This is a genomic window from Escherichia sp. E3659 (assembly GCF_005781135.1).
Lineage (GTDB): Bacteria > Pseudomonadota > Gammaproteobacteria > Enterobacterales > Enterobacteriaceae > Escherichia.
The window spans coordinates 1-25081 of sequence record NZ_VATQ01000006.1; the positions used below are offsets into that span (position 1 = coordinate 1).

Here is a 25081-nt window from a genome sequence, read left to right on the forward strand (position 1 = left end):
ATGGCGGTGAGGCGGGGATTCGAACCCCGGATACGTTGCCGTATACACACTTTCCAGGCGTGCTCCTTCAGCCACTCGGACACCTCACCAAATTGTTGTTCCTGTCTTGCTGGAACGGGCGCTAATTTAGGGAAATAGTCGCCTCGGGTCAACAAACTTTTTTAAAAAAAAGTGCGTTTATTCAAACTTCAATCAATTTGTGGCTTAAATAAGCAAGTTTTGCTTTTTTTGCCACCGACAGCAGATTTGCTATTCTGATGTTCCTTGCAGATCATAACAATAAGCGCGAATAAATTCCGCTCAACTCTTTTCGGGAGCCAATATGGATATCATCTTTTATCACCCAACCTTTGACTCAAAATGGTGGATTGAGGCGCTGAGTAAAGCGATACCTCATGCCAGGGTCAGAGCCTGGAAAAACGGAGATAACCAGGGCGCGGATTATGCGTTAGTCTGGCATCCTCCAGTTGAAATGCTGGCAGGACGCGATCTTAAAGCAGTGTTTGCACTAGGTGCCGGAGTGGATTCTATATTGAGTAAACTACAGGCACACCCTGAAATGCTTAAACCCTCCATTCCGCTTTTCCGCCTGGAAGATACCGGTATGGGCGAGCAAATGCAGGAATATGCTGTTAGCCAGGTGCTACATTGGTTCCGACGTTTTGACGATTATCGAATCCAGCAAACGGCTTCGCACTGGCAACCGCTGCCTGAATATCATCGGGAAGATTTTACAATTGGTATCCTGGGCGCTGGCGTGTTGGGCGGTAAAGTCGCACAGAGTCTACAAACATGGCGCTTTCCGCTGCGTTGCTGGAGTCGCAGTCGTAAATCCTGGCCAGATGTACAAAGCTTTGCTGGAAGCGAGGAGCTGAAGGCATTTCTGAGTCAATGCCGGGTACTGATTAATCTGTTACCGAATACGCCCGAAACGGTTGGCATTATTAATCAACAATTATTCAATCAATTACCGGATGGCGCGTATCTTCTTAATCTGGCGCGTGGCGTCCATGTGGTGGAAGATGACCTGCTCGCGGCGCTGGAAAGTGGCAAGATTAAAGGAGCCATGCTGGATGTTTTTAATCGTGAACCTTTACCGCCGGAAAGCCCACTCTGGCAACATCCACGCGTCACGATAACGCCACATGTGGCAGCTATTACTCGCCCCGTCGAAGCAGTGGAGTATATTTCGCGCACCATTTCCCAGCTAGAAAGAGGTGAGGCCGTCAGCGGGCAAGTCGACCGAGTTCGAGGCTACTAATAAAGCGCCAGGATTCCTGCTATCCTTGGCAAGAATTGAATACAGGAGAGAGTTATGTATCCCGTCGACCTACATATGCATACCGTTGCCAGCACGCATGCATACAGCACATTAAGTGACTACATTGCCCAGGCTAAACAGAAGGGAATCAAGCTTTTTGCAATTACCGATCACGGCCCGGATATGGAAGATGCGCCGCATCACTGGCATTTCATTAATATGCGTATTTGGCCACGAGTGGTTGATGGGGTAGGGATCCTGCGCGGCATTGAAGCCAACATTAAAAATGTTGATGGTGAAATTGACTGTAGCGGCAAAATGTTTGAGTCGCTGGATTTAATCATTGCTGGTTTTCATGAACCGGTTTTTGCACCACATGATGAAGCGACCAATACGCAAGCGATGATCGCGACTATCGCCAGCGGCAATGTGCACATAATAAGCCATCCGGGCAATCCGAAATATTCCATTGATTTCAAAGCAGTTGCGGAAGCAGCCGCGAAACACCAGGTCGCGCTGGAAATCAATAATTCGTCCTTCTTACACTCGCGCAAAGGCAGTGAAGATAACTGCCGTGCAGTTGCCGCTGCGGTGCGCGATGCTGGCGGTTGGGTGGCATTAGGCTCGGATTCTCATACCGCGTTTACTATGGGGGATTTTGAAGAGTGTCGTAAAATTCTTGACGCGGTTGATTTTCCAGAAGAACGCATTTTGAATGTTTCACCGCGCCGTTTACTCAACTTCCTGGAATCCCGCGGTATGGCGCCGATTGCGGAATTTGCTGAACTTTAATTGCTTTTATGGAAATAAATAAATGAACGAGTTTTCTATCCTGTGTCGTGTACTGGGGTCACTTTATTACCGCCAACCGCAGGACCCTTTACTGGTTCCGCTGTTTACCCTGATTCGTGAGGGAAAATTGGCGGCGAGCTGGCCTCTGGAGCAGGATGAGTTGCTGGCACGCTTGCAGAAAAGTTGTGATATGGCGCAAGTATCTGCCGATTACAATGCGCTGTTTATCGGCGATGAATGTGCAGTACCGCCTTACCGCAGTGCCTGGGTTGAGGGCGCGACGGAAGCGGAAGTGCGTGCTTTTCTTTCAGAACGCGGGATGCCGTTAGCAGATACGCCAGGCGATCACATCGGCACGTTACTGCTTGCGGCTTCCTGGCTGGAAGATCAGTCAACGGAAGATGAAAGCGAAGCACTGGAAACGTTGTTCAGCGAGTATCTGTTGCCGTGGTGTGGCGCATTTCTCGGTAAAATTGAGGCCCATGCAACCACGCCGTTCTGGCGCACTATGGCACCACTGACCCGCGATGCTATCGGCGCAATGTGGGATGAACTTGAGGAAGAAAAAGAAGAATAAGCGTGATCGTGATCACTAATGAATGCAACATCAAACTCTACGTTGCATAAAATGTGTGCTCGATCTCATTCATGGCCGCATTTTCTGCTATCATTCGCGGCATGAACATACTTCTCTCTATTGCAATCACAACGGGCATTCTCTCCGGTATCTGGGGATGGGTGGCCGTTTCCCTTGGTTTACTCAGCTGGGCGGGTTTCCTTGGCTGCACGGCCTACTTTGCCTGTCCGCAAGGCGGCCTGAAAGGGTTGGCGATCTCCGCTGCAACGCTGCTTAGCGGTGTGGTGTGGGCAATGGTCATTATTTACGGTAGTGCGCTGGCACCCCATCTGGAAATAGTTGGCTATGTCATGACTGGCATTGTCGCTTTCCTGATGTGTATTCAGGCCAAACAGCTATTGCTGTCATTTGTTCCGGGTACATTTATCGGTGCGTGTGCGACGTTTGCCGCGCAGGGAAACTGGAAACTGGTATTGCCATCTCTGGCGCTTGGGCTGGTGTTTGGTTACGCGATGAAAAACAGTGGGCTTTGGTTGGCGGCGCGCAGTGCTAAGACCGCTAACCATGAGCAACAAGTAAAAAATAAAGCGTGAGAGAATCACGCTTTATATTGAATATGTAAAAGCCGGATTAATACTCCGGCATTTTTATGGATCAGGATTCCGGCGGTACTGACAGATGGCGGTATTTCACCAGAATGTCATTCTGCAGATCTGCTTTATTCTGCAAATCCCACAGACCGCGGTCGATACCATCATTAATCAGGAAGATAACACCGGTTTCAATCGCCGACATCAGGCATAGCATAACGGGTTCGTTCGAGGTATATCCTACTTCCCCTTCCAGTAACCGCTGGTAGTCGATAAAGCGGAAGACGCCGGCCTGGACTTCATAGGAAAGAATGGTCTTACTGGTGTTCACTGATGACAGGATTTCACCGGTGCTGACATTAACGACACGCAAGTTCACCGCGATTTGGTCAAGTTGGTACTGCGTATCGGCGCCAATACCGAAGTATCTCGCCCCGGCACCGCCCGATTTCACATTACTTTCATAACCAATAATCGACCCTTCAACCATGATATTGGCTGCCGTCAGCGACTGTAGCGGGATCCGGTTATTGAGCGCAACGGTGCCGTTTTCTTGTGCCGCACGAATAATCTTACGTTCGTTCAGTAAGTTTTGTAGGCCCTGACGCTCCAGTGGTACAAACCAACGCGAATCTTTCAATGCGGTGACCAACATGGCGGTCGCGCTTTGCGGAACTGCGGTGGAGAAGTTACTCGCCGGATAGGGTTTAAATTGTCCAGTTTCATCCTGGATGTTGTATACCGAGACAAAGATTTTGCCCGTTGGCGAAGGCAAATGGGTTAAATCTTTGTAGCTTTGAGCTCGAGGCATTAATGTCGGCTTGGCGGCTTCTTTTGGTGGTGCTGTTAAGCATCCACTCAGCAACATGACTGCAACCAAAACAAATAAGCGCTGCATATTATTTTCCTTACAAAGCTGGGGCTTAAAAATCGGTTGAGTTATTTTGTAATCCCGAAACCTGAATCGTGGACGTTTGACCCGTTTTACGATCGGTTACGTTCAGTTGCAGCTGACCATCCCGGTTGGCAATATCGACGATATATTCGTTAGTCACCATTCGTCCTGGCTGACCCGTATTAATATTTGTCAGCAGCCCACCTAATATTTGTGACTGAATGGCCTGGGTGAAGTTATCTAACGCCGAGGGCGTTTCAATACCAAAGTCATCATCATAGCTTGGATCTTTATACGAGTTCTGTGCCTGGGCGCTGTTTAGTAAAAAAGCGCCATTATTGGGGTTGCCACCAAAATTAGGATTGCGGAACTGGAAGGTCATATTCCCGGCCCAACTTATTGGCGAAATTAGCATGAGTAGAATTACTGCATGTTTGACACGCATTGCAGCCTCCGGACAATTTAATTTAAAATTCATCAGGCGCTAAATCGCCCGTACTCAGTAAAGCCTGACTAATCTGTCGACGGTTCAGTGCTTCTTCAGTTTGTGCCAGTGCAAAGACAACAGTTTTCTCGAAGTCTCTTTTCAATGGGAATAAAAAAGTCTGGAAAATAACGTCCTGATTTACCGTTATGGTGATCCAGCTTCCCCATCGTGCACTGGGCCTTTCATTAATCGTCAAGTTCCCGGTATAGCTACTTTCCCATTTATCACTAAAGGCACGATAAAAATCGTGTCCAATGGATGAAACAGTATGGTCAGTTAACAATCCCGGTACTTCTACCTCTACGGCGTGAACATTCCCCGCAGCGAAGAAAATATTCGCTGCTACAATCCAGCATAAATAACGTTTCATGGCTTTATCGCCTGAGGTTATCGTTTGCCCATGAGACTGCTTGAGTCCGGTTTTTGACTGCTATCTTCTTGAAAAGATTATAAAGATGCGTTTTAACCGTATTTTCGCTGATGAACAGCGAACGAGCAATCTCGTTATTGGAGGCGCCGATACGCAGTTTATTAAGGATCTCTTTTTCCCTATGAGTAAGGAGGGCAGATTCCGTGCTGTTATAACGATAGTTACCTGAATGTGTAATCAGATAGCTGGCAAGTTTTTGCGTAAAGTAGCATTCCCCGCGTAAGACGCCTTGCAACCCATTGATGACGCGTTCTTGATCCTCCAGGGCGTAAAAAACACCGTTGATATGAGGCCAGTTTTCAATGTCGCGGTACGGGTAATCGTCTGGAGTATTTAACAACAGTGTTTTGATGTTGTTGTGTTTTCTGCTTAATGTATCCTGCCAGTAATGGATGAGTTTTTTATCTGCTTCCATCATATCCAACAGAATAATGCAGCCAGAAGATATATCGTCCAGAGAACGTTGAATGTTATGTAGTTTTCCTGTGATTGCCAGCGATTGTTTTAAATGCTGCAATAACGCAGTCGCTTGCAAGGAAGGTTTAGTGATTAACAGTAATGTATGACCATGAATACTATGGACTTCATTAAACATGATGAAACCCCGCTCTTTTTATTAATCGCACACCTGACAGCTGCCTTTATTCAATAAAGGCACCAGAAGTACTGACAGATGTTGCACTGCTGTGTGTAGTAATAAATCAACCCTAAATGGGTAAAAAATAAAACTAATGGATTACATCTGATTTCAATCTAGCCATTACAAATCTTAAATCAAGTGTTAAACATGTAACAAAATGTAATCTGGTAATTAAATTTGTTAACATTAAGGGATTGTTAAGTTTGCTAATGATAGAAAAGTTGTACATATGGCTTTTATTGCACAATTTTGAAAAGTCATACAAATACGCGTAACTACATGATTGTTTTTATAAAATTTATTTATCTCTGGTCCTTTTGTTGCGCTAAAATTGTCTGCATTTTCAGATTCTCTTCATGGACAATTTTTGGCTGCAAAAAAACGATGTTTGTGACGGCTTGTCAGGTAAACATATCGACAGAATCTTCGTGAATCATGAGGAGAGATAGTTTGTCGAATTTTCGCGGCCAAAAAACGACGGTTTAAAAGTAAACAAAATAATTTTTGCGTAAATAACAGCGTATTTACGCGAGTTTTAATACTTTGGCATGAGTAAAAAAAGAAAAATACAACGCGCGGGTGAGTTATTAAAAATATTTCCGCAGACATACTTTCCATCGTAACGCAGCGTTAACAAAAAACGGTTTGCGTTAACAACCAAGTTGAAATGATTTAAATTTCTTAAATGTACGACCAGGTCCAGGGTGACAACATGAAAAACAGATTGTTATTTATGATGTTAACAGTACTGGGTGCGCCTGGGATTGCAGCCGCGGCAGGTTATGATTTAGCTAATTCAGAGTATAACTTTGCGGTAAATGAATTGAGTAAGTCTTCATTTAATCAGGCAGCCATAATTGGTCAAGCTGGTGCTAATAATAGTGCACAGTTACGGCAGGGAGGCTCTAAACTTTTGTCGGTTGTTTCGCAAGATGGTAATAACAACCGGGCAAAGATTGACCAGACAGGAGATTATAACCTTGCGTATATTGATCAGGCGGGCAATGCCAACGATGCCAGTATTTCGCAGGGCGCATATGGTAATACTGCAATGATTATCCAGAAAGGTTCTGGTAATAAAGCAAATATTACGCAGCATGGTACTCAAAAAACGGCAATTGTAGTGCAGAGACAGTCGCAAATGGCTATTCGCGTAACACAGCGTTAATTTCCATTCGACTTTTAAATCAATCCGATGGGGGTTTTACATGAAACTTTTAAAAGTAGCAGCAATTGCAGCAATCGTATTCTCCGGTAGCGCTCTGGCAGGTTCTATTCCTCAGTACGGCGGTGGCGGCGGCAACCACGGTGGTGGCGGTAATAACAGCGGCCCGAATTCAGAACTGAATATTTACCAATACGGTGGCGGTAACTCTGCTGTTGCATTGCAGGCTGATGCCCGCAACTCTGATCTGACAATTACCCAGCACGGCGGTGGTAACGGCGCAGATGTGGGACAAGGTTCTGATGACAGCTCAATTGAACTGACCCAACGTGGCTTTGGTAACAGCGCGACACTGGATCAGTGGAACGGTAAAAACTCTGAAATGACTGTTAAACAGTTCGGTGGCGGCAACGGTGCAGCAGTTGACCAGACTGCATCTAACTCCAGTGTCAACGTAACTCAGGTTGGCTTTGGTAACAACGCGACCGCTCATCAGTACTAATACAGAATTTGTATTACAGAAACAGGGCGCAAGCCCTGTTTTTTTTCGGGAGAATAGTATGAACGCGTTATTACTTCTCGCGGCGCTTTCCAGCCAGATAACCTTTAATACAACCCAACAAGGTGACATGTACACCATTATTCCTGAGGTTACTCTGACGCAATCATGCTTGTGCCGGGTGCAAATATTATCTCTGCGTGAAGGCAGTTCGGGACAAAGTCAGACGAAGCAAGAAAAGACCCTTTCATTACCCGCTAATCAACCCATTGCCTTGACGAAGTTGAGTTTAAATATTTCCCCGGACGATCGGGTGAAAATAGTTGTTACTGTTTCTGATGGACAGTCACTTCATTTATCACAACAATGGCCGCCCTCTTCAGGAAAGTCTTAATGTATTGATAGTTGAGCATAAAATGAGCCGGAAGAGAATGGTCTGATACGAATCGACCACCTGAAAGCATGGATAACACACCCTCAAGGATGATTAATCATTGAGGAAATAGAAGAGATGTTCAGACCGTTATTAAACTCCCTTATGCTTGGCAGCCTGGTTTTTCCTTTCTTTGCAACAGCGGAAAGCAATGCGCAAGGTGGCGTGATTCATTTTTATGGTCAAATCGTGGAACCGGCGTGTGACGTGAGCTCCCTACAAGCGCCAGTTGAAATGACCTGTATGCAAAATGGTCCTGTACAGAGCAAAACGTATTCCAGCAAAGAGCTAATGAGCGGCAAAGTCAAAAATGCGCAAATTGCCTCAGTAAAAGTGCAGTATCTTGATGAGCAGAAAAAACTGGCTGTGATGAATATCGAATATAACTAAGTTTCTGAATCACTCACGTCGCTGACAAGAAAAATGCGATTTCTCTAAAAACCCTGCTGTACACTTAAGAAACAAGATGGTGTAAGGAGGCGTTATGAAATCGCGTATTCATGTTGTACAGGGCGATATTACCAAACTGGCCGTTGATGTGATTGTTAATGCGGCAAATCCATCGTTGATGGGGGGAGGCGGCGTCGATGGCGCTATACATCGCGCTGCCGGTCCGGCGCTGCTGGATGCCTGTTTAAAAGTCAGACAACAACAGGGCGATTGCCCTACGGGACACGCAGTAATTACCCTCGCAGGCGATCTCCCCGCCAAAGCTGTTGTACATACTGTTGGACCAGTGTGGCGCGGCGGAGAACAAAATGAAGATCAGCTATTGCAGGATGCATATCTCAATAGTCTGCGACTGGTGGCGGCGAACAGTTATACATCGGTAGCTTTCCCTGCCATTAGTACTGGTGTTTATGGATACCCACGCGCTGCAGCGGCTGAAATAGCAGTAAAAACCGTTTCGGAATTTATTACCCGTCACGCTTTACCCGAGCAGGTATACTTTGTCTGTTATGATGAAGAAAACACCCATCTCTACGAAAGACTCCTTACCCAACAAGGAGATGAATGATTTGCCACGGCTGGCGAGCGCGGTGTTGCCCTTGTGTTCGCAACATCCAGGACTGTGCGGCATTTTCCCCCTTGATAAAGGTCTGGATGCGTTTGCCGCACGTTATCGCCTGGCAGAAATGGCGGAACATACGCTGGATGTTCAGTATTACATCTGGCAGGACGATATGTCGGGGCGGTTACTGTTTTCCGCTCTGTTAGCCGCCGCGAAGCGTGGCGTTCGCGTTCGTTTGTTGCTTGATGACAACAATACACCCGGACTTGATGACATTTTACGCTTGCTCGATAGTCATCCGCGGATTGAAGTTCGACTTTTCAATCCTTTCTCATTTCGCTTATTGCGTCCGCTTGGCTATATCACCGATTTTTCCCGTCTCAATCGACGTATGCACAATAAGAGTTTTACCGTCGATGGCGTGGTGACTCTGGTGGGGGGGAGAAACATCGGCGATGCATATTTTGGAGCAGGAGAAGAACCGCTTTTTTCAGATTTAGATGTGATGGCAATGGGGCCGGTTGTTGAGGACGTCGCTGATGATTTCGCCCGCTACTGGTATTGCAAATCAGTTTCACCCTTGCAGCATGTTCTGGATGTGCCAGAAGGTGAAATGGCGGATCGTATTGAGCTACCCGCATCCTGGCATAATGACAGCATCACGCATCGCTATTTGCATAAACTGGAATCAAGCCCTTTTATGAATCAACTCGTTGAGGGGTCGTTACCGCTTATTTGGGCAAAAACGCGTTTATTAAGTGATGATCCTGCGAAAGGGGAGGGCAAAGCAAAACGCCATTCCCTTCTGCCGCAGCGTCTGTTCGATATCATGGGGTCACCCGGCGAGCGGATTGATATTATCTCTTCCTATTTTGTGCCGACGCGTGCAGGTGTAGCGCAACTGTTACGGATGGTAAGAAAAGGGGTAAAGATAGCAATCTTAACCAACTCACTTGCTGCCAATGATGTCGCTGTGGTGCATGCTGGCTACGCACGCTGGCGCAAAAAATTGCTCCGTTATGGCGTGGAACTCTATGAACTGAAGCCGACGCAGGAACAACCCGGTATACTGCACGACCGCGGAATAACCGGGAATTCCGGTGCCAGTCTGCATGCCAAGACCTTCAGTGTCGATGGCAAAACCGTATTTATTGGTTCATTCAATTTCGACCCGCGCTCAACATTGCTCAACACTGAAATGGGCCTGGTAATAGAGAGCAAAACGCTGGCGCAACTGATCGATAAACGCTTTATTCAGAGTCAGTATGATGCGGCCTGGCAGTTGCGTTTGGATCGGTGGGGGCGGATTAACTGGGTCGATCGCCACGGGAAGGAAGAAATTATTCTCAAAAAAGAACCCGCAACCAGTGTCTGGAAGCGGGTTTTGGTCAGACTGGCGTCAATATTACCCGTTGAATGGTTATTGTAAGCGTGGCTCAGCGGGCTGGCGCTTTATCATTCTCGCGCTTAATGGCCGGTTTTCCGGAGAACAAAAACTTCAACAACGGAATGCGTAAATGAATTTCATACAGAATTATCGCAATCCCTATCACAAATATCAGGCCGCAGAGAAAACCAAGCCAATTTGAGGTGATATGCGGGGTGATGTATGCGCCGAAAAACAGCGTTAACGGGTGGTGAACCAGGTAGATAAACAGCGATGCGTTTACAAAATAGGTCACCCGCGCCGACTGAAAATTGAGTAAACGGTGACCAAAGGAGAAAACCACATTCACCATCCACAAGCCGAGTACCATCGTGATCACCGACTCGGTTTCATACATCCAGGCATCGCCGCTACCGTAACGTTGATTGAGCAAATATGCGACAAATGCCATTGCTGCAGCGAGTGTGCAACCACGAGAAGGTGTGGTAAACAAGGCTTTAAGATTAGGGAAAATAAAAGCTAATGCACCAAGGATAAAAAACGGCATATAAAACAGCGTCTGCATGAAAATAAAATTGAACATGCCATCGCTTAAAATAGGCGGATAAACGATAAAGAGCGTTCTTCTTATTGCCGCATAGCCGATGCCGAGGCATAAGAAGATCACCGATAGTTTAGCCATTGAGAATTTTTTATTTTTGTTTTCGGAATTATCTAAATTATCTTTTATGCGCTTAAATATCCATATGCAAAGTGTCGTCATGACCACCAATACCAGTAAAAACCACAGGTGCGAAATTAATTCCCAGGCCAGTGTATTATATTTGTCATATAATGACAGGCCAGGCCAGCTTTCTGCTTTGCCTTTGACATACTGCAGCATAATGAATTGCGGCAAGGTCAGCAGAGGAATGGCCGTTAACATCGGGATCCCCACGCGTTCGACGCGAACTTTCCACCATTTTTTCAATGGGTAGCGCAAAAAAAGCATGTAGGAAAAATAACCAGAAATAACGAAAAATACCTGCATGCGGAACGAGTGGATGAAATCGTTAAAAAGTGTCAGCCACCAGGATGGTTCTGCGCTATTCACATGCCAGGTGTGGCTTGAATAGATTAAAGAAATATGAAAAGGGATCCCTAACAACATCAACCAGGCGCGGATGGAGTCGAGGAAATATTCACGCTGCGCGGGTACTGGATTCATATATGATTAACTAATCTCGGATTTTTCGTCTTATCCCTGCCGGGTATTGCCTTTAGGCTTTTGCCATAACAACATCGACCTGACCGCATCTGGCACAGGCTTCACGGGTGTTTTTGCGCGGCATAGTCACTACCACTAACCAAAATGGAAGCGTCTGTAAGACTGTTGATAAATAAATTTGCTGGCAAACCCTACACGAACTCGCTGCTTCTGTCTTTAGGAGAAGCACGGAAAGTGAAAACGGCCGCAATCAAGTGCTTAATCCATGAGCCAGCATGCTGAATAACACCGGGATTCTGTTGTCGTAATGGCTGGTTATCCATTAAAATAGATCGGATCGATATAAGCACACAAAGGGGGAAGTGCTTACTTATTATGAAACATAAACTACAAATGATGAAAATGCGTTGGTTGAGTGCTGCAGTAATGTTAACCCTGTATACCTCTTCAAGCTGGGCGTTCAGCATTGACGATGTTGCAAAGCAAGCTCAATCCTTAGCCGGAAAAGGCTATGAGACGCCTAAAAGCAACTTGCCCTCCGTTTTCCGCGACATGAAATACGCGGATTATCAGCAGATCCAGTTTAATCATGACAAAGCTTACTGGAACAATCTGAAGACCCCATTCAAGCTCGAGTTCTACCATCAGGGTATGTACTTCGACACACCGGTCAAAATCAATGAAGTTACTGCAACGGCAGTAAAAAGAATCAAATACAGTCCGGATTATTTTACATTCGGCGATGTTCAGCATGACAAAGACACGGTAAAAGACCTTGGTTTTGCCGGTTTTAAAGTGCTTTACCCGATCAACAGCAAAGATAAAAACGATGAAATCGTCAGCATGCTCGGGGCCAGCTATTTCCGCGTGATTGGTGCAGGTCAGGTTTATGGCCTTTCTGCCCGCGGCCTGGCAATTGATACCGCGTTGCCATCCGGTGAAGAATTTCCGCGCTTTAAAGAGTTTTGGATCGAGCGTCCAAAACCGACTGATAAACGTTTAACCATTTATGCATTGCTTGACTCACCGCGAGCGACAGGCGCTTACAAGTTTGTGGTTATGCCAGGGCGTGACACGGTTGTTGATGTGCAGTCTAAAATTTATCTGCGCGACAAAGTCGGCAAACTGGGTGTTGCGCCGCTAACCAGTATGTTCCTGTTCGGACCGAACCAGCCGTCTCCGGCGAATAACTATCGTCCGGAATTGCACGACTCAAACGGCTTGTCTATCCATGCCGGTAACGGCGAGTGGATCTGGCGTCCGCTGAATAACCCGAAACATCTGGCAGTTAGCAGCTTCTCTATGGAGAATCCGCAAGGGTTTGGTCTGTTACAGCGTGGCCGAAACTTCTCTCGTTTTGAAGATCTCGACGACCGTTACGATCTGCGTCCAAGCGCCTGGGTAACACCGAAAGGGGAGTGGGGTAAAGGTAGCGTTGAGTTGGTAGAAATCCCGACCAACGATGAAACTAACGATAACATCGTCGCTTACTGGACGCCGGACCAGCTGCCGGAACCGGGTAAAGAGATGAACTTTAAATACACCATCACCTTCAGCCGGGACGAAGACAAATTGCATGCGCCAGATAACGCCTGGGTACAGCAGACGCGTCGTTCAACGGGGGATGTGAAACAATCAAACCTGATTCGTCAACCTGACGGTACTATCGCCTTTGTGGTCGATTTTACTGGTGCAGAAATGAAAAAACTGCCAGCGGATACGCCAGTCACCGCACAAACCAGTATTGGCGATAATGGTGAGATTGTAGAGAGTACAGTGCGTTATAACCCGGTCACCAAAGGCTGGCGTCTGGTAATGCGCGTGAAAGTGAAAGATGCCAAGAAAACCACTGAAATGCGTGCTGCGCTGGTGAATGCCGATCAGACGTTGAGTGAAACCTGGAGCTACCAGTTACCTGCCAATGAATAAAACAACTGAGTACATTGACGCAATGCCCATCTCCGCCAGTGAGAAAGCGGCATTGCCGAAGACCGATATCCGCGCCGTTCATCAGGCGCTGGATGCCGAACACCGCACCTGGGCGCGGGAGGATGACTCTCCGCAAGGGTCGGTGAAGGCGCGTCTTGAACAAGCCTGGCCGGATTCACTGGCTGATGGGCAGTTAATTAAAGACGACGAAGGACGCGATCAGCTGCAGGCCATGCCGAAAGCAAAACGTTCCTCTATGTTTCCCGACCCGTGGCGAACTAACCCGGTAGGGCGATTCTGGGATCGTCTGCGCGGGCGCGATGTGACACCGCGCTATCTGGCTCGGTTGACCAAAGAAGAACAGGAAAGCGAGCAAAAATGGCGTACCGTCGGGACAATCCGTCGTTATATCCTGCTTATCCTGACACTGGCGCAAACCGTTGTCGCCACCTGGTACATGAAGACGATTCTTCCGTACCAGGGGTGGGCGTTTATTAATCCGGTTGATATGGTCGATCAGGATCTGTGGGTTTCCTTTATGCAGCTCCTGCCTTATATGCTGCAAACCGGCATTCTGATCCTCTTTGCTGTTCTTTTCTGCTGGGTGTCTGCCGGTTTCTGGACCGCGTTGATGGGGTTCCTGCAACTGCTCATTGGTCGCGATAAATACAGTATTTCTGCGTCGACCGTTGGCGATGAACCGCTAAACCCGGAGCATCGTACTGCATTGATCATGCCCATCTGTAATGAAGACGTGAATCGCGTCTTTGCAGGCTTGCGCGCAACGTGGGAATCGGTAAAAGCCACCGGCAATGCTAAACACTTTGATGTCTACATTCTGAGTGATAGTTACAACCCGGATATCTGCGTCGCAGAGCAAAAAGCCTGGATGGAGCTTATCGCTGAAGTCGGCGGCGAAGGGCAGATTTTCTATCGCCGCCGCCGCCGTCGTGTAAAGCGTAAAAGCGGTAATATCGATGACTTCTGCCGTCGCTGGGGCAGTCAGTACAGCTACATGGTAGTGCTGGATGCCGATTCAGTGATGACCGGTGATTGCTTGTGCGGCCTGGTGCGCCTGATGGAAGCCAACCCGAACGCCGGGATTATCCAGTCTTCGCCGAAAGCATCTGGTATGGATACGCTATACGCGCGCTGCCAGCAGTTTGCGACCCGTGTTTATGGGCCATTGTTCACTGCCGGTCTGCACTTCTGGCAACTTGGCGAGTCGCACTATTGGGGGCATAACGCGATTATCCGCGTGAAACCCTTTATCGAGCACTGCGCGCTGGCGCCGTTGCCGGGTGAAGGCTCTTTTGCTGGTTCAATCCTGTCGCACGACTTTGTAGAAGCGGCACTGATGCGCCGTGCAGGCTGGGGAGTATGGATTGCGTACGATCTCCCAGGCTCTTATGAAGAGTTGCCACCAAACTTGCTGGACGAGCTAAAGCGTGACCGTCGCTGGTGTCACGGCAACCTGATGAACTTCCGCCTGTTCCTGGTCAAAGGGATGCATCCGGTACACCGTGCGGTGTTCCTGACGGGGGTAATGTCTTATCTCTCTGCGCCGCTGTGGTTTATGTTCCTCGCGCTCTCGACCGCATTACAGGTAGTGCATGCGTTGACCGAACCGCAATACTTCCTGCAACCACGGCAGTTGTTTCCTGTGTGGCCGCAATGGCGTCCTGAACTGGCGATTGCACTGTTTGCCTCAACAATGGTGCTGCTGTTCCTGCCAAAATTGTTGAGTATTTTGCTCATCTGGTGCAAAGGGACTAAAGAGTATGGTGGCTTCTGGCGCGTCACCTTGTCGCTGCTGCTGGAAGTGCTGTTCTCCGTACTGCTGGCGCCGGTGCGCATGCTGTTTCATACGGTATTCGTGGTCAGTGCCTTCCTCGGCTGGGAGGTGGTGTGGAATTCACCGCAACGTGATGATGACTCCACTTCCTGGGGAGAAGCGTTTAAACGTCACGGTTCGCAACTGTTACTGGGCCTGGTGTGGGCGGTTGGCATGGCATGGCTGGATCTGAGATTCCTGTTCTGGCTGGCGCCGATTGTCTTCTCGCTGATCCTGTCACCGTTTGTTTCGGTGATCTCTAGTCGTGCGACCGTGGGGCTGCGTGCTAAACGCTGGAAACTGTTCCTGATCCCGGAAGAGTATTCACCGCCGCAGGTGCTGGTAGATACCGATCGTTTCCTTGAGATGAACCGTCAACGTTCTCTCGACGATGGCTTTATGCACGCGGTATTTAACCCGTCGTTTAACGCTCTGGCAACGGCAATGGCGACCGCGCGTCACCGCGCCAGTAAGGTGCTGGAAATCGCCCGTGACCGCCACGTTGAACAGGCGCTGAACGAGACGCCAGAGAAGCTGAACCGCGATCGTCGTCTGGTGCTTTTGAGCGATCCGGTAACGATGGCACGTTTGCATTTCCGCGTATGGAACTCTCCGGAGAAATATTCTTCATGGGTGAGTTACTATGAAGGGATAACGCTGAATCCACAGGCATTGCGTAACCTGGATGCGGCTTCGCAATAAAAACGTAGTTGCCTGATGCGCTACGTTTATCTGGCCTACATCGTTCCTGCAATATATTGAGTTTGCAAGATTTTGTAGGTCGGATAAGGCGTTCACGCCACATCCGGCAAAAACAACGAGCCAATAAAAATACCGGCGTAATGCCGGTATTTTTTTAGGAAAGAGGTATCAAATGCGTTTCATTGTGGTAGGCATCATGGTTACCTTACTGAGTGGCTGTGGCAGCATCATTAGCCGCACTTTACCGGGGCAGGGGCATGGCAACCAATATTATCCCGGGGTGCAATGGGATGTTCGTGACTCCGCATGGCGCTATGTTACGATCCTCGATCTGCCGTTCTCCCTCGTCTTTGATACCTTACTCCTGCCCATTGATATTCAACATGGGCCATATGAGTAATTAACGCTCATCCCATTCATCGGCGGCAGCGCGTCCTTCTTCAGTATCCAGAGGCGGCTCAAGCTGAAATTCGCCTTCGTCCCATTCATGCAGCGTATTTTCATCCTGCCATTCCTGGCGGATTTCAATTTCATCATAATCGCCGTCAAAGACGCTTTGTGCAGCTTCACCGCTGAACATTGGCAGACATTCACCTTCTTCGCCTTCATCAGCAAAAAACTCAACCTGCCACATAATGTCGCCATCTTGCAGAATGTATTTCTGGACATTGAACTGTTGCACATTTGCTTCATCTGCATCGATTCCGGGGTTGTCAGCAAGAAATTCTTCCCGTGCGGCATCAATGGCTTCTTCAAGCGTTGCGTACATAGTCATCACGATTCTCCCTTTGATTTGATGATGTATTCAGGGAAAGAATAGCTGATTATGCGCTTTTGCAAGTATGAAAGGCGAAAAATCAGCCTGTCACTTGGGGCAATCGGCGGCGACGCAAACTGTTCCAGGAATAAACCGCGTTAAACAACACAACTCCTGCGGTGACCAGAAACACTGCGCGGAAACCATAGTTTGCCGAGATAGCCGCGCCCATCAATGGTCCCGTAACGTTGCCAATATCACGAAATGACTGGTTGTAGCTGAAAATTCGTCCGGCGATTTGGTTTGTTGAGTTATAGACCAGTAGCGTTTGTACCGCGGGGAGTAACGCGCCATCAGCGGCTCCAAGTAAAAAGCGTAAAACCCCCAGTTGGAATGGTGTCTGGACGTAAGACATAGGGATTAACAGCAGCACAGAAAAGAGCAGCGCCGTTATCAGGATCTTCTCCGGCCCGATACGATCCCCCAGTTTGCCAAGCCGTGGCGCGCTAAGTAGCGCAGCCACGCCGGGGACCGAGGCAATCATGCCACTGATAAAAGCAACATTACTGACATTCCCCGCCAGTTCGCGGACATAGAGTGTCAGGATTGGCGCGATTGAACCGGTGGCGACCTGGATGATTAATGTTGTGACAAACAGGCTAAGTACCAGCTTCGGGTTTTTAAGCGATGTCACGACATCCCGCATGTGCAGCATCTCTTTTTTGCTGACTGGCTGGAATTTCTCTTTGATACAAAACAGGGTGACGAAAAAGCAGAGTATTAGCACACTGGCGGTAATAAAAAATACCGGACGTAAGCCGTAGTTATCGGCAAGCAAGCCGCCAGCCATGGGGCCGAGCAGCGCGCCGCTAACCCCACCGGTAGAGAGCGTACCCAGCGCCCAGCCGCTTTTATTGCGTGGGACCTGAGTGGCGATTAGTGCGTTGGCATTAGGGACAAATCCACCGAGCAGACCCAGCAATGCTCGCAGGATCAGAAATTGCCAGATATTTTGCACTACCCCCATCAGCACCATCACGATACCCATCCCGAGCGCAGAGCGCAGGAGCATAATTTTTCGACCTTTGCGGTCAGCTAATCCTCCCCAGAACGGAGAAGCAATGGCGGAAAATAGAAAGGTAATACTGAAGACAATCCCTGACCACATATTTAGCGCCGAGTGGCCCGTAACGCCAAGTTGCTCAACGTAGAGGGGTAAGAACGGCATTACCAGACTGAAGGCGGCGCCGGTAAGAAAACAGCCAAGCCAGGCAACGAGCAGGTTTCGTTTCCAGTTTATGGGAGTGTCATTTTCACTGGGTGACATAGCAATCCGCTGTTGGTGCGCCAGGGCGCGGTGAACAAGAGAATAAAAGATAAGCACACTAATTATGCGCCTGACTTATAAGTGACGCAATGCAGAGAGCTTTTATCGCTAAATCAGGGGATTTGATGCTGATGTGCCAGATGCGATGCTGCGCATCTGGCATAAAGAAGGTTAGTAACGTGAAGGAACGCCTTCCGGGCGCGTTTTGAAGCGGCGATGCAACCACATGTATTGTTCTGGCGCCATCATGATGCATTTTTCGACCACTTTGTTCATCCACGCGGCGGTGGTTTCAGCGTTATCCAGAGGCGGTGAACACTCTGGCGGTAGCATGATCAACTGGTAACCTTTGCCGTCCGGCTTACGACGAGGGACAAATGGCACCAGACATGCGCCGGACATTCGTGCCAACATCCAGGTGCCGCTAGTGGTTGCCGCCTGCTCAACGGCGAACAATGGCACAAAAACGCTTGAGCGCGGACCGTAATCGTGATCCGGCGCATACCAGACGACTTCACCTTTTTTAAGTGCTTTAATCATCCCTTTTAAATCTTTGCGATCGAGCATTGATTTATTCGAACGCAGGCGGCCCCAGGTTTGCAGCCAGTCGATCAATGGATTGTCATTTGGGCGATAAACCCCGATCCCCGGCTCCTGCATTCCAAATTGTCGTGCACCGAGTTCCAGCGTCAGAAAATGGATGCCAACTAACAGGATGCCACGCTTTTGCGCCTGCACGTCACGGACATGCTCCATGCCGATAACTTCCGTCCAGCGGGCAACCCGACTTTCTGGCCAGAACCATGCCATGCCGGTTTCCATCAGTCCCATGCCAACGGATTCAAAATTCTTAATCACCATCTGCTGGCGCTCTTGTTCGCTCATTTCCGGGAAGCACAGTTCCAGGTTGCGATGCACAATTTTGGCGCGTCGTTTCATAAAACGTAACGCCAGTCGTCCTGTCACACAGCCGAGGCGATAGATAATCGGGTAGGGCAATTGCACGACCAACCAAAGTACGCCAATACCCAACCAGGTTAACCAATAACGCGGATGAAGCAGTGCAGTGGAGAACTTGGGTAGATTCGTCATATCAATCCTGTCTTTCAACCTATACGGGCAATTGTATGTATTGTCGCATTTTTTCGCCCTCAACCAAAATTTGAGGCTGAAGACTGGGCGAAAATGCCGCGCATGTAAACCATTAATAATTTTTTATGCGCAAATGTAGCGTAAAATGTATGGATGTTAATTTGCGATAATTGCTATATCATGCGCCGGATTTTACTTTCCCACCTCGCAGGAACCGTACACCATGCCAGTGTTACACAACCGCATTTCCAACGACGCACTGAAAGCCAAAATGCTGGCCGAGAGTGAACCGCGCACCACCATTTCGTTTTATAAATATTTCCATATTGCCGATCCTAAAGTGACCCGCGATGCTTTATATCAGCTATTTGCTTCGTTGAATGTTTTTGGCCGGGTCTATCTGGCTCATGAGGGGATCAACGCGCAAATTAGTGTACCAGCGAGCAACGTCGAGACATTTCGCGCACAGCTTTATGCTTTTGATCCTGCGTTAGAGGGTTTACGCCTGAATATTGCGTTAGATGATGACGGAAAATCCTTCTGGGTGCTGCGCATGAAGGTCCGCGAGCGGATTGTCGCTGACGGGATTGACGATCCTCAATTTGATGCCACTAATGTCGGGGAATACCTGCAAGCGGCGGAAGTGAATGCCATGCTTGATGATCCCGATACGCTGTTTATTGACATGCGCAACCACTATGAATATGAAGTCGGTCATTTCGAAAATGCGTTGGAAATTCCGGCTGATACCTTCCGTGAACAACTACCGAAAGCGGTTGAGATGATGCAGACGCATAAAGATAAAAAAATCGTCATGTACTGCACTGGTGGCATTCGTTGCGAAAAGGCCAGTGCCTGGATGAAGCATAACGGCTTTAATAAAGTCTGGCATATTGAAGGCGGCATTATTGAATACGCCCGTAAGGCGCGTGAACAAGGCTTACCAGTGCGTTTTGTTGGCAAAAATTTCGTTTTTGACGAACGGATGGGTGAACGCATCTCTGATGAAATTATTGCGCATTGCCATCAGTGCGGCACGCCATGTGACAGCCATACCAACTGTAAAAATGATGGCTGTCACTTGCTGTTTATCCAGTGTCCGACATGTGCTGAGAAATTCAAGGGGTGTTGTAGTGAAATTTGCTGCGAAGAGAGCGCGTTACCGCCAGAAGAACAGCGACGCCGTCGAGCCGGGCGAGAAAATGGCAATAAAATCTTCAATAAGTCGCGGGGACGCCTGAATACGACACTGGGCATACCTGATCCAGCGGAATAAACATCATTGCCGGATGCGCGTCATCCGGCAACATTTCAGCATTATTTCTGCTGTACACCTTCCACCGAAATAATCAGATCAACTTCCTGAGAGGCCGGACCTAAATCTGACTTGATATTGAAGTCTTTCAGCTTAATTTTACCTTCAGCTTCGAAGCCTGCACGTTTACCGCCCCATGGGTCGTCGCCCTGACCAATCAACTTCGCTTCCAGCGTTACTGGTTTAGTTACGCCATTCAGTGTCAGATCACCTGTGATATCCAGCTCGTCACCGTCTTTCTTTACGCTAGTGGACGTAAAGGTTGCCTGCGGATATTTTGCTGTGTTGAGGAAATCCGCGCTGCGCAGATGTTTATCGCGCTCGGCATGGTTGGTATCTACGCTGGTGGTGTTAATGGTGACATTGACTTTATCGGCAGCCGGATTCTTTTCATCAAACGTAAAAGTACCGTCGAAATCTCTAAATGTGCCGTAAACCCAGCTGTAGCCCAGATGTTGTATGCGGAAATTGACAAAGGCGTGCTGGCCTTCTTTGTCAATTTTGTAATCGGCAGCAATAGCTGAACCGGCAGAGAACAACAGGGAAGCGAAGGTTAAACCAAGCAGGCTTTTTTTCATTTTTTATACTCCATAGTCAGATGACGGCTTTCCCAGCATGCGTTTCAGGGTGTCGTCTTTATCGATGAAATGATGTTTCAGCGCCATAAATCCGTGCATAACTGACAGGACGACGACACTCCAGGCAAACCAGAAATGTAGAGCTCCTGCTAAGTCAGCTTGCGTGCCTGCGTCGGCAAGCGTTGCGGGGATTTCAAACCAACCAAAGATGCTGATGGGTTTGCCATCGGCGGTCGAAATAAGGTAGCCGCTCAAGCCAATAGCAAAGAGCAAAAGATAAAGTGCCAGATGGCCTGCTTTCGCTCCGTAACGTATACCGGGGGAATAGCTTTTCAATGGGCCAGGCGGAGGAGAAATCAAACGCCAGAGAACGCGAATAACCAGCCCCATCATTAACAGAATACCGATACTTTTATGCAACTCTGGCGCCTTGTGATACCAACCGTCGTAATAACTTAACGTTACCATCCACAAACCTAAAGCAAACATGCCATAGACAATAATTGCCGTCAGCCAATGTAAAGCGGCAGAAATAACACCATAGCGTTGAGGGGAATTTATGAATTGCATAACTGCATCCAGAACATATTCACGAGGTAATGAAAATGGCCTGTCATGAGATGAATTGCAACTTAAAAACAACAATCCGAATGATATTTATTTTTATTTCAATAATTTTGATTTAATAATGAAAGAATCTTCATAAGTTTAGTGGTTCCAGGCTGAGGGATGTCTGGTGAATGCTGTTGCGACTGGAATGAGCTTATTCAAATTTTCACGCCAAATGAAAGGGAAATTAAATTTTTGTCAGTTTGTGTCAGCGTCTGGTGATTAAAAATAAAACACATAGATCAGATCCATAATCGCCAATACCCCCCAGAGAAAAAGATAAAGCATGAGATGTTCGCGAATATTATTGATGAGATAGTTCACCAGGCGACGCATTAAAAGCTCCTGTAAAAACGGCCTCAACCTGGAGGCCGTGATGATGATTATTGGAAGCGGGAAAGCCGGAATGGCGTTAAATCAAAATCGATTTTTTTGTCTTGCGCAAAGTCAGCGGCTATTTCCCCTAATACCGAAGCAAATTTAAAGCCATGCCCACTCAGGCCGGTAATCAGTAGCGTATTAGCGTGTCCGGGTAGGGTATCGATAATAAAATCTTCGTCAGGCGAATTATCATAGGTGCAAGCAGCGCCATACAGGCAGCAGCCGATACCAGGCAACACACTACGTAAGAATGGGAAAGCTTCGGAACCGTCACTGTCGATTTCCGCAAACGGAACACGTTCATCCGCTGAATGAATGACCTGACCACCGTTATGTTTCCCAATCTTCAGAGCATCGTTTTCCGCCGGAAAACCGTAGTATTGATCGCCATTGGGCAATTCACCGGTAAAGGCCGGGAATTTATTCTTCACGCTATAGCGGCCATCGGCCTGATACCAGGCGAATACTTTACGTACGGGCTGGATGGGCAGTTCTGGTAGCAGCTCTTTTACCCAGGTACCCGCACAGACGATCGCTTTCTTCGCCTGGTACTCGCCGTCCGCCGTTTCAATAGTTACGCCGTTATCATCATGACGAATTGCGGTGACCGGACAGTTAAACAGTTGCGCGCAGCCAGCTTCATTCGCCAGTTTGATCCAGGTTTTAATTGCCAGTTCGCTGCGTAAAAAACCGGAATCGGCCTCAAACAAGCCGATGTAATTGTCAGGGACGCGTATTTCCGGCCAGCGGGCCATAATGGTCTGTGCATCCAGTTTTTCGACGTTGAGTTGCCATTGTTCCGCGCTGTGGGCGACATTGGCGAGAAACTCGGAGTCGGCAGGGCCGAGGTTGATGACGCCGGAGCGCACAAAAACGGGGTCTTCTTCGTTGTGACGGGAGAGTTCATCCCACAGGGTTTGCGCACGGAGTACTAGCGGGACATACTTTTCGCCTTCGCCATAAGCATGACGAATTAATCGCGTATCTCCATGGTGGCTGCCGTGTTGATGTGGCGGCATATGGCTGTCGGTCATCAGCACTTTCAAACCGGCCTGGGTGGCATAATACCCGGCTGCAGCGCCTACGGAACCGCTGCCAATAATGATGAGATCGTATTTCATTTTTTTCTCTCTGCTCTCATGGTTTAAGCAGAGTAAATAAGTAACAAACGATATACAACCCAGAAATGGTAAAGGCACCGTTAAGGTGCCTTTTGGGTGGATGGTCATGTCATGTTAATGACGACGATACTCATTGACATGGAAATCACCAGATTCAATTTTGGCGATTCCTGCTTCTAATATCGAAATAAATTGTCTGGCAACATCAGTAGTTAACCAGAGTGTCTGACCAACTTCAGTCCCTTCCTGCTCGGACTTATTTGGGGTCTGGTAGTGCAAACGCAACATCAGCGCATCATAGCTATCAACGGTGCTGATGTCCCACCCTACGAGCGGATGAGTCTGAATGACTTCATTGTTTTTTTCCATCATGGCCCCCTAATTCGTGTTACTAGACAACGTTATTCGAGGTTCAATGCGTTTTTATCTGAAGCAACTTCAGTATATCAATAAATATGGCTATTCACCGAAATTTTAAAGGGGTAGTGAGATATTTTTTTGCTTTTAAGATTTATATGAACAATAAAACAGCATGTCGTTCATATTTTTTTAGCATATTGTGCAATTATTTTGAGGGAGTGTAAAATTTGTACGAACAATCTTAAAATATAAAAAAGCCGGGGCGACCCGGCAAAACAAACATCACTGCATATTATTCGCTAACAAACCAGTCATCGGCGCTTTCCCACGTTTCTTGTAGAATTTCGCTAATGCGCTGTTTATCTTCTTTTGTTGCGCCAATAACCGATAAATTATTTGCCGCAGCATATCGTACCGATACGTGACCTTCATTGTCCGGAAACGCATACTGAATGCGACGAGAAAGTTCACCCGCCAGAGCGTCAATGGCCCCAGTGGGTAGTGGAGAAGTTTTCGCTATGGTGACTTCAATTCGCATAATAGCCCCCTGTTGAATATACTGGTTATTTATACAGGCAAAATAAGCTAAAGACAACAGGTGGCTACGTTTTTTATTGCTTAACGGACCAACGTACAGTTTCCCCAGCCAGGAAAGGAACAAGCGTGTCGTCTGTCAGAGCGATGCTTTCAGCAATTTGCTGTTCTTCGCGTATCAGCTCAATAAACGATTCATTGACCGGTAATCCATAGAATTTCGGCCCGTTTAAAGAACAGAATGCTTCAAAATGCTGTAGTGCATTCATCTCTTCAAATACGGTTGCATAGCTACCCAGCGCCGATGGCGCGTTAAAGCAACCAGCACAGCCGCAGCTACTCTCTTTACGATGACGAGCATGAGGCGCGGAATCGGTACCCAGAAAAACGCGATCAAAACCACTGGCGACCAGCTCACGCAGCGCCTGTTGGTGAATATTGCGTTTGAGGATCGGCAGACAGTAGAGATGCGGACGCACACCACCAACCAGCATATGGTTACGGTTAAACATCAGATGCTGGGGAGTAATGGTGGCGGCCAATAGTTCATTTCCGTCACGAACATAGTCGGCAGCGTCTTTGGTGGTGATGTGCTCAAAAACGACTTTCAGCGCGGTCAGGCGCTGGCGTAACGGCTCCATGACCGTCTCAATAAAGCGCGCTTCACGGTCAAAAATGTCGATGTCAGCGTGGGTCACTTCGCCATGCACCAGCAGCGGCATACCGATTTTTTCCATGCGCTCAAGTACTGGCATGATAGCGTCAACCGACGTCACACCGTGGCTGGAGTTGGTGGTGGCGTTCGCAGGGTAAAGTTTTGCGGCGGTGAACACGCCTTCGTTAAATCCACGCTCCAGCTCATTGGGGTCCAGCGAATCTGTTAAATAACAGGTCATCAGCGGGGTGAAATCGTGTCCGTCCGGTACGGCGTCAAGAATACGTTGGCGATAAGCCACAGCAGCCTCAACGGTTGTTACAGGCGGTGCCAGATTGGGCATAACGATGGCCCGACCATAGGTTTCGCTGGTATACGGCACGACAGTTTTTAACATGTCGCCATCGCGGAGGTGAAGGTGCCAGTCGTCTGGGCGGCGGATCTTTAATACCTGGGATGGTGCAGTCATTAATTTCTATGCTCCGGCTGAAGGGATGTTTTTGCCGGACACA

At 48.0% G+C, this 25081-nt stretch carries 29 protein-coding genes and 1 tRNA gene; 14 read left to right on the forward strand and 16 right to left on the reverse strand.

Annotation, left to right across the window (positions count from 1 at the left end; genetic code table 11):
• Position 1: 1 nt before the first annotated feature.
• Positions 2-89: transfer RNA gene (locus FEK47_RS05180), tRNA-Ser, on the reverse strand.
• A gap of 233 nt (positions 90-322) precedes the next feature.
• Here FEK47_RS05180 and ghrA point away from each other — a divergent pair.
• The 4 genes from ghrA (at position 323) to FEK47_RS05200 (ending at position 3223) form a co-directional block, all read left to right on the forward strand.
• A complete protein-coding gene (gene ghrA / locus FEK47_RS05185; RefSeq protein WP_135486311.1) occupies positions 323-1261 on the forward strand; it encodes a glyoxylate/hydroxypyruvate reductase GhrA in 939 nt (312 codons plus the stop codon).
• A gap of 54 nt (positions 1262-1315) precedes the next feature.
• Positions 1316-2053 carry a zinc-binding phosphatase gene (ycdX, locus tag FEK47_RS05190; RefSeq protein ID WP_130205456.1) on the forward strand — a complete coding sequence of 246 codons (738 nt, stop codon included), beginning with the start codon at positions 1316-1318 and terminating at the stop codon, positions 2051-2053.
• A 22-nt stretch (positions 2054-2075) separates the two neighbouring features.
• Positions 2076-2630: a molecular chaperone YcdY gene (gene ycdY / locus FEK47_RS05195; protein WP_135486310.1), complete on the forward strand. Its 555-nt coding sequence runs from the start codon at positions 2076-2078 to the stop codon at positions 2628-2630.
• A 101-nt stretch (positions 2631-2731) separates the two neighbouring features.
• Positions 2732-3223, forward strand: coding sequence for a DUF1097 domain-containing protein (locus FEK47_RS05200; RefSeq protein ID WP_130205460.1), 492 nt, complete (start codon positions 2732-2734; stop codon positions 3221-3223).
• 61 nt (positions 3224-3284) lie between these two features.
• On the opposite strand, the gene csgG is transcribed toward FEK47_RS05200, so the two are convergent.
• The 4 genes from csgG to csgD are packed head-to-tail and all read right to left on the reverse strand — an operon-like array spanning position 3285 to position 5627.
• Entirely contained in the window at positions 3285-4118 is an 834-nt protein-coding gene (gene csgG / locus FEK47_RS05205) for a curli production assembly/transport protein CsgG (protein WP_130205462.1), read from the reverse strand.
• 25 nt (positions 4119-4143) lie between these two features.
• Positions 4144-4560 carry a curli production assembly/transport protein CsgF gene (gene csgF, locus FEK47_RS05210; protein WP_064528489.1) on the reverse strand — a complete coding sequence of 139 codons (417 nt, stop codon included), beginning with the start codon at positions 4558-4560 and terminating at the stop codon, positions 4144-4146.
• A gap of 22 nt (positions 4561-4582) precedes the next feature.
• The gene (csgE, locus tag FEK47_RS05215) at positions 4583-4972 is read right to left on the reverse strand and encodes a curli production assembly/transport protein CsgE (protein ID WP_130205465.1); all 390 of its coding nucleotides are present in this window, start codon (positions 4970-4972) and stop codon (positions 4583-4585) included.
• Between the two features lie 4 nt (positions 4973-4976).
• A complete protein-coding gene (csgD, locus tag FEK47_RS05220) occupies positions 4977-5627 on the reverse strand; it encodes a biofilm master transcriptional regulator CsgD (protein WP_064528493.1) in 651 nt (216 codons plus the stop codon).
• A gap of 757 nt (positions 5628-6384) precedes the next feature.
• Between csgD and csgB the strand changes: the two genes are divergently transcribed.
• The 6 genes from csgB (at position 6385) to clsC (ending at position 10210) form a co-directional block, all read left to right on the forward strand.
• Positions 6385-6840: a curli minor subunit CsgB gene (csgB, locus tag FEK47_RS05225; RefSeq protein WP_130215852.1), complete on the forward strand. Its 456-nt coding sequence runs from the start codon at positions 6385-6387 to the stop codon at positions 6838-6840.
• A 40-nt stretch (positions 6841-6880) separates the two neighbouring features.
• Positions 6881-7339, forward strand: coding sequence for a curli major subunit CsgA (gene csgA, locus FEK47_RS05230; RefSeq protein ID WP_000771421.1), 459 nt, complete (start codon positions 6881-6883; stop codon positions 7337-7339).
• A gap of 58 nt (positions 7340-7397) precedes the next feature.
• The gene (csgC, locus tag FEK47_RS05235; RefSeq protein ID WP_000992819.1) at positions 7398-7730 is read left to right on the forward strand and encodes a curli assembly chaperone CsgC; all 333 of its coding nucleotides are present in this window, start codon (positions 7398-7400) and stop codon (positions 7728-7730) included.
• Between the two features lie 117 nt (positions 7731-7847).
• A complete protein-coding gene (locus tag FEK47_RS05240; protein WP_130205471.1) occupies positions 7848-8159 on the forward strand; it encodes a type 1 fimbrial protein in 312 nt (103 codons plus the stop codon).
• A gap of 94 nt (positions 8160-8253) precedes the next feature.
• On the forward strand, positions 8254-8787 hold the full coding sequence (gene ymdB / locus FEK47_RS05245; protein WP_135486309.1) for an O-acetyl-ADP-ribose deacetylase: 534 nt from the start codon (positions 8254-8256) through the stop codon (positions 8785-8787).
• The gene (gene clsC, locus FEK47_RS05250) at positions 8729-10210 is read left to right on the forward strand and encodes a cardiolipin synthase ClsC (RefSeq protein ID WP_138183132.1); all 1482 of its coding nucleotides are present in this window, start codon (positions 8729-8731) and stop codon (positions 10208-10210) included. Before ymdB ends, clsC begins: the two co-directional genes overlap by 59 nt.
• Before the next feature lie 7 nt (positions 10211-10217).
• Here the strand turns inward: clsC and mdoC are convergent, their stop codons facing one another.
• Positions 10218-11375 carry a glucans biosynthesis protein MdoC gene (gene mdoC, locus FEK47_RS05255; protein ID WP_130258285.1) on the reverse strand — a complete coding sequence of 386 codons (1158 nt, stop codon included), beginning with the start codon at positions 11373-11375 and terminating at the stop codon, positions 10218-10220.
• Between the two features lie 393 nt (positions 11376-11768).
• Here mdoC and mdoG point away from each other — a divergent pair, with 393 nt between their 5' ends.
• The 3 genes from mdoG to FEK47_RS05270 all read left to right on the forward strand — a co-directional run bounded on the left by mdoG (position 11769) and on the right by FEK47_RS05270 (position 16240).
• Entirely contained in the window at positions 11769-13304 is a 1536-nt protein-coding gene (gene mdoG / locus FEK47_RS05260) for a glucans biosynthesis protein MdoG (RefSeq protein ID WP_130222255.1), read from the forward strand.
• Entirely contained in the window at positions 13297-15840 is a 2544-nt protein-coding gene (gene mdoH / locus FEK47_RS05265; RefSeq protein WP_135486308.1) for a glucans biosynthesis glucosyltransferase MdoH, read from the forward strand. The genes mdoG and mdoH overlap by 8 nt, the downstream gene beginning before the upstream one ends.
• A gap of 172 nt (positions 15841-16012) precedes the next feature.
• Complete coding sequence (locus tag FEK47_RS05270; protein WP_130205481.1) at positions 16013-16240, forward strand: YceK/YidQ family lipoprotein; 228 nt, start codon at positions 16013-16015, stop codon at positions 16238-16240.
• Here the strand turns inward: FEK47_RS05270 and FEK47_RS05275 are convergent, their stop codons facing one another.
• The 3 genes from FEK47_RS05275 to lpxL all read right to left on the reverse strand — a co-directional run bounded on the left by FEK47_RS05275 (position 16241) and on the right by lpxL (position 19016).
• Positions 16241-16615: a MysB family protein gene (locus FEK47_RS05275; RefSeq protein ID WP_130205483.1), complete on the reverse strand. Its 375-nt coding sequence runs from the start codon at positions 16613-16615 to the stop codon at positions 16241-16243.
• Between the two features lie 82 nt (positions 16616-16697).
• The gene (gene mdtG / locus FEK47_RS05280; RefSeq protein ID WP_135486307.1) at positions 16698-17924 is read right to left on the reverse strand and encodes a multidrug efflux MFS transporter MdtG; all 1227 of its coding nucleotides are present in this window, start codon (positions 17922-17924) and stop codon (positions 16698-16700) included.
• A 171-nt stretch (positions 17925-18095) separates the two neighbouring features.
• On the reverse strand, positions 18096-19016 hold the full coding sequence (lpxL, locus tag FEK47_RS05285; protein WP_130258286.1) for a kdo(2)-lipid IV(A) lauroyltransferase: 921 nt from the start codon (positions 19014-19016) through the stop codon (positions 18096-18098).
• 223 nt (positions 19017-19239) lie between these two features.
• Here lpxL and FEK47_RS05290 point away from each other — a divergent pair, with 223 nt between their 5' ends.
• Complete coding sequence (locus FEK47_RS05290; protein ID WP_130222911.1) at positions 19240-20292, forward strand: rhodanese-related sulfurtransferase; 1053 nt, start codon at positions 19240-19242, stop codon at positions 20290-20292.
• Between the two features lie 41 nt (positions 20293-20333).
• Here the strand turns inward: FEK47_RS05290 and FEK47_RS05295 are convergent, their stop codons facing one another.
• From FEK47_RS05295 to pyrC, 7 genes are all read right to left on the reverse strand, one after another.
• A complete protein-coding gene (locus FEK47_RS05295) occupies positions 20334-20909 on the reverse strand; it encodes a YceI family protein (RefSeq protein ID WP_138183133.1) in 576 nt (191 codons plus the stop codon).
• A 3-nt stretch (positions 20910-20912) separates the two neighbouring features.
• Positions 20913-21479: a cytochrome b gene (locus FEK47_RS05300; RefSeq protein ID WP_135486306.1), complete on the reverse strand. Its 567-nt coding sequence runs from the start codon at positions 21477-21479 to the stop codon at positions 20913-20915.
• A gap of 261 nt (positions 21480-21740) precedes the next feature.
• A complete protein-coding gene (locus tag FEK47_RS05305; RefSeq protein WP_001253741.1) occupies positions 21741-21854 on the reverse strand; it encodes a YceO family protein in 114 nt (37 codons plus the stop codon).
• A 47-nt stretch (positions 21855-21901) separates the two neighbouring features.
• Positions 21902-23020, reverse strand: coding sequence for an N-methyl-L-tryptophan oxidase (gene solA, locus FEK47_RS05310; RefSeq protein ID WP_130258288.1), 1119 nt, complete (start codon positions 23018-23020; stop codon positions 21902-21904).
• 114 nt (positions 23021-23134) lie between these two features.
• A complete protein-coding gene (gene bssS / locus FEK47_RS05315; RefSeq protein ID WP_000414435.1) occupies positions 23135-23389 on the reverse strand; it encodes a biofilm formation regulator BssS in 255 nt (84 codons plus the stop codon).
• 283 nt (positions 23390-23672) lie between these two features.
• A complete protein-coding gene (gene dinI / locus FEK47_RS05320) occupies positions 23673-23918 on the reverse strand; it encodes a DNA damage-inducible protein I (RefSeq protein WP_001217771.1) in 246 nt (81 codons plus the stop codon).
• A gap of 73 nt (positions 23919-23991) precedes the next feature.
• On the reverse strand, positions 23992-25038 hold the full coding sequence (gene pyrC / locus FEK47_RS05325) for a dihydroorotase (protein ID WP_135486305.1): 1047 nt from the start codon (positions 25036-25038) through the stop codon (positions 23992-23994).
• Positions 25039-25081: the final 43 nt, after the last annotated feature.

What these genes read in the sequence shown, in the direction of transcription:
- ghrA (WP_135486311.1), top strand. Translation starts at nt 323, where the DNA reads ATGGATATCATCTTTTATCACCCAACCTTTGACTCAAAATGGTGGATT.
- ycdX (WP_130205456.1), top strand. Translation starts at nt 1,316, where the DNA reads ATGTATCCCGTCGACCTACATATGCATACCGTTGCCAGCACGCATGCA.
- ycdY (WP_135486310.1), top strand. Translation starts at nt 2,076, where the DNA reads ATGAACGAGTTTTCTATCCTGTGTCGTGTACTGGGGTCACTTTATTAC.
- FEK47_RS05200 (WP_130205460.1), top strand. Translation starts at nt 2,732, where the DNA reads ATGAACATACTTCTCTCTATTGCAATCACAACGGGCATTCTCTCCGGT.
- csgG (WP_130205462.1), bottom strand. Translation starts at nt 4,118, where the DNA reads ATGCAGCGCTTATTTGTTTTGGTTGCAGTCATGTTGCTGAGTGGATGC.
- csgF (WP_064528489.1), bottom strand. Translation starts at nt 4,560, where the DNA reads ATGCGTGTCAAACATGCAGTAATTCTACTCATGCTAATTTCGCCAATA.
- csgE (WP_130205465.1), bottom strand. Translation starts at nt 4,972, where the DNA reads ATGAAACGTTATTTATGCTGGATTGTAGCAGCGAATATTTTCTTCGCT.
- csgD (WP_064528493.1), bottom strand. Translation starts at nt 5,627, where the DNA reads ATGTTTAATGAAGTCCATAGTATTCATGGTCATACATTACTGTTAATC.
- csgB (WP_130215852.1), top strand. Translation starts at nt 6,385, where the DNA reads ATGAAAAACAGATTGTTATTTATGATGTTAACAGTACTGGGTGCGCCT.
- csgA (WP_000771421.1), top strand. Translation starts at nt 6,881, where the DNA reads ATGAAACTTTTAAAAGTAGCAGCAATTGCAGCAATCGTATTCTCCGGT.
- csgC (WP_000992819.1), top strand. Translation starts at nt 7,398, where the DNA reads ATGAACGCGTTATTACTTCTCGCGGCGCTTTCCAGCCAGATAACCTTT.
- FEK47_RS05240 (WP_130205471.1), top strand. Translation starts at nt 7,848, where the DNA reads ATGTTCAGACCGTTATTAAACTCCCTTATGCTTGGCAGCCTGGTTTTT.
- ymdB (WP_135486309.1), top strand. Translation starts at nt 8,254, where the DNA reads ATGAAATCGCGTATTCATGTTGTACAGGGCGATATTACCAAACTGGCC.
- clsC (WP_138183132.1), top strand. Translation starts at nt 8,729, where the DNA reads ATGATGAAGAAAACACCCATCTCTACGAAAGACTCCTTACCCAACAAG.
- mdoC (WP_130258285.1), bottom strand. Translation starts at nt 11,375, where the DNA reads ATGAATCCAGTACCCGCGCAGCGTGAATATTTCCTCGACTCCATCCGC.
- mdoG (WP_130222255.1), top strand. Translation starts at nt 11,769, where the DNA reads ATGATGAAAATGCGTTGGTTGAGTGCTGCAGTAATGTTAACCCTGTAT.
- mdoH (WP_135486308.1), top strand. Translation starts at nt 13,297, where the DNA reads ATGAATAAAACAACTGAGTACATTGACGCAATGCCCATCTCCGCCAGT.
- FEK47_RS05270 (WP_130205481.1), top strand. Translation starts at nt 16,013, where the DNA reads ATGCGTTTCATTGTGGTAGGCATCATGGTTACCTTACTGAGTGGCTGT.
- FEK47_RS05275 (WP_130205483.1), bottom strand. Translation starts at nt 16,615, where the DNA reads ATGACTATGTACGCAACGCTTGAAGAAGCCATTGATGCCGCACGGGAA.
- mdtG (WP_135486307.1), bottom strand. Translation starts at nt 17,924, where the DNA reads ATGTCACCCAGTGAAAATGACACTCCCATAAACTGGAAACGAAACCTG.
- lpxL (WP_130258286.1), bottom strand. Translation starts at nt 19,016, where the DNA reads ATGACGAATCTACCCAAGTTCTCCACTGCACTGCTTCATCCGCGTTAT.
- FEK47_RS05290 (WP_130222911.1), top strand. Translation starts at nt 19,240, where the DNA reads ATGCCAGTGTTACACAACCGCATTTCCAACGACGCACTGAAAGCCAAA.
- FEK47_RS05295 (WP_138183133.1), bottom strand. Translation starts at nt 20,909, where the DNA reads ATGAAAAAAAGCCTGCTTGGTTTAACCTTCGCTTCCCTGTTGTTCTCT.
- FEK47_RS05300 (WP_135486306.1), bottom strand. Translation starts at nt 21,479, where the DNA reads ATGCAATTCATAAATTCCCCTCAACGCTATGGTGTTATTTCTGCCGCT.
- FEK47_RS05305 (WP_001253741.1), bottom strand. Translation starts at nt 21,854, where the DNA reads ATGCGTCGCCTGGTGAACTATCTCATCAATAATATTCGCGAACATCTC.
- solA (WP_130258288.1), bottom strand. Translation starts at nt 23,020, where the DNA reads ATGAAATACGATCTCATCATTATTGGCAGCGGTTCCGTAGGCGCTGCA.
- bssS (WP_000414435.1), bottom strand. Translation starts at nt 23,389, where the DNA reads ATGGAAAAAAACAATGAAGTCATTCAGACTCATCCGCTCGTAGGGTGG.
- dinI (WP_001217771.1), bottom strand. Translation starts at nt 23,918, where the DNA reads ATGCGAATTGAAGTCACCATAGCGAAAACTTCTCCACTACCCACTGGG.
- pyrC (WP_135486305.1), bottom strand. Translation starts at nt 25,038, where the DNA reads ATGACTGCACCATCCCAGGTATTAAAGATCCGCCGCCCAGACGACTGG.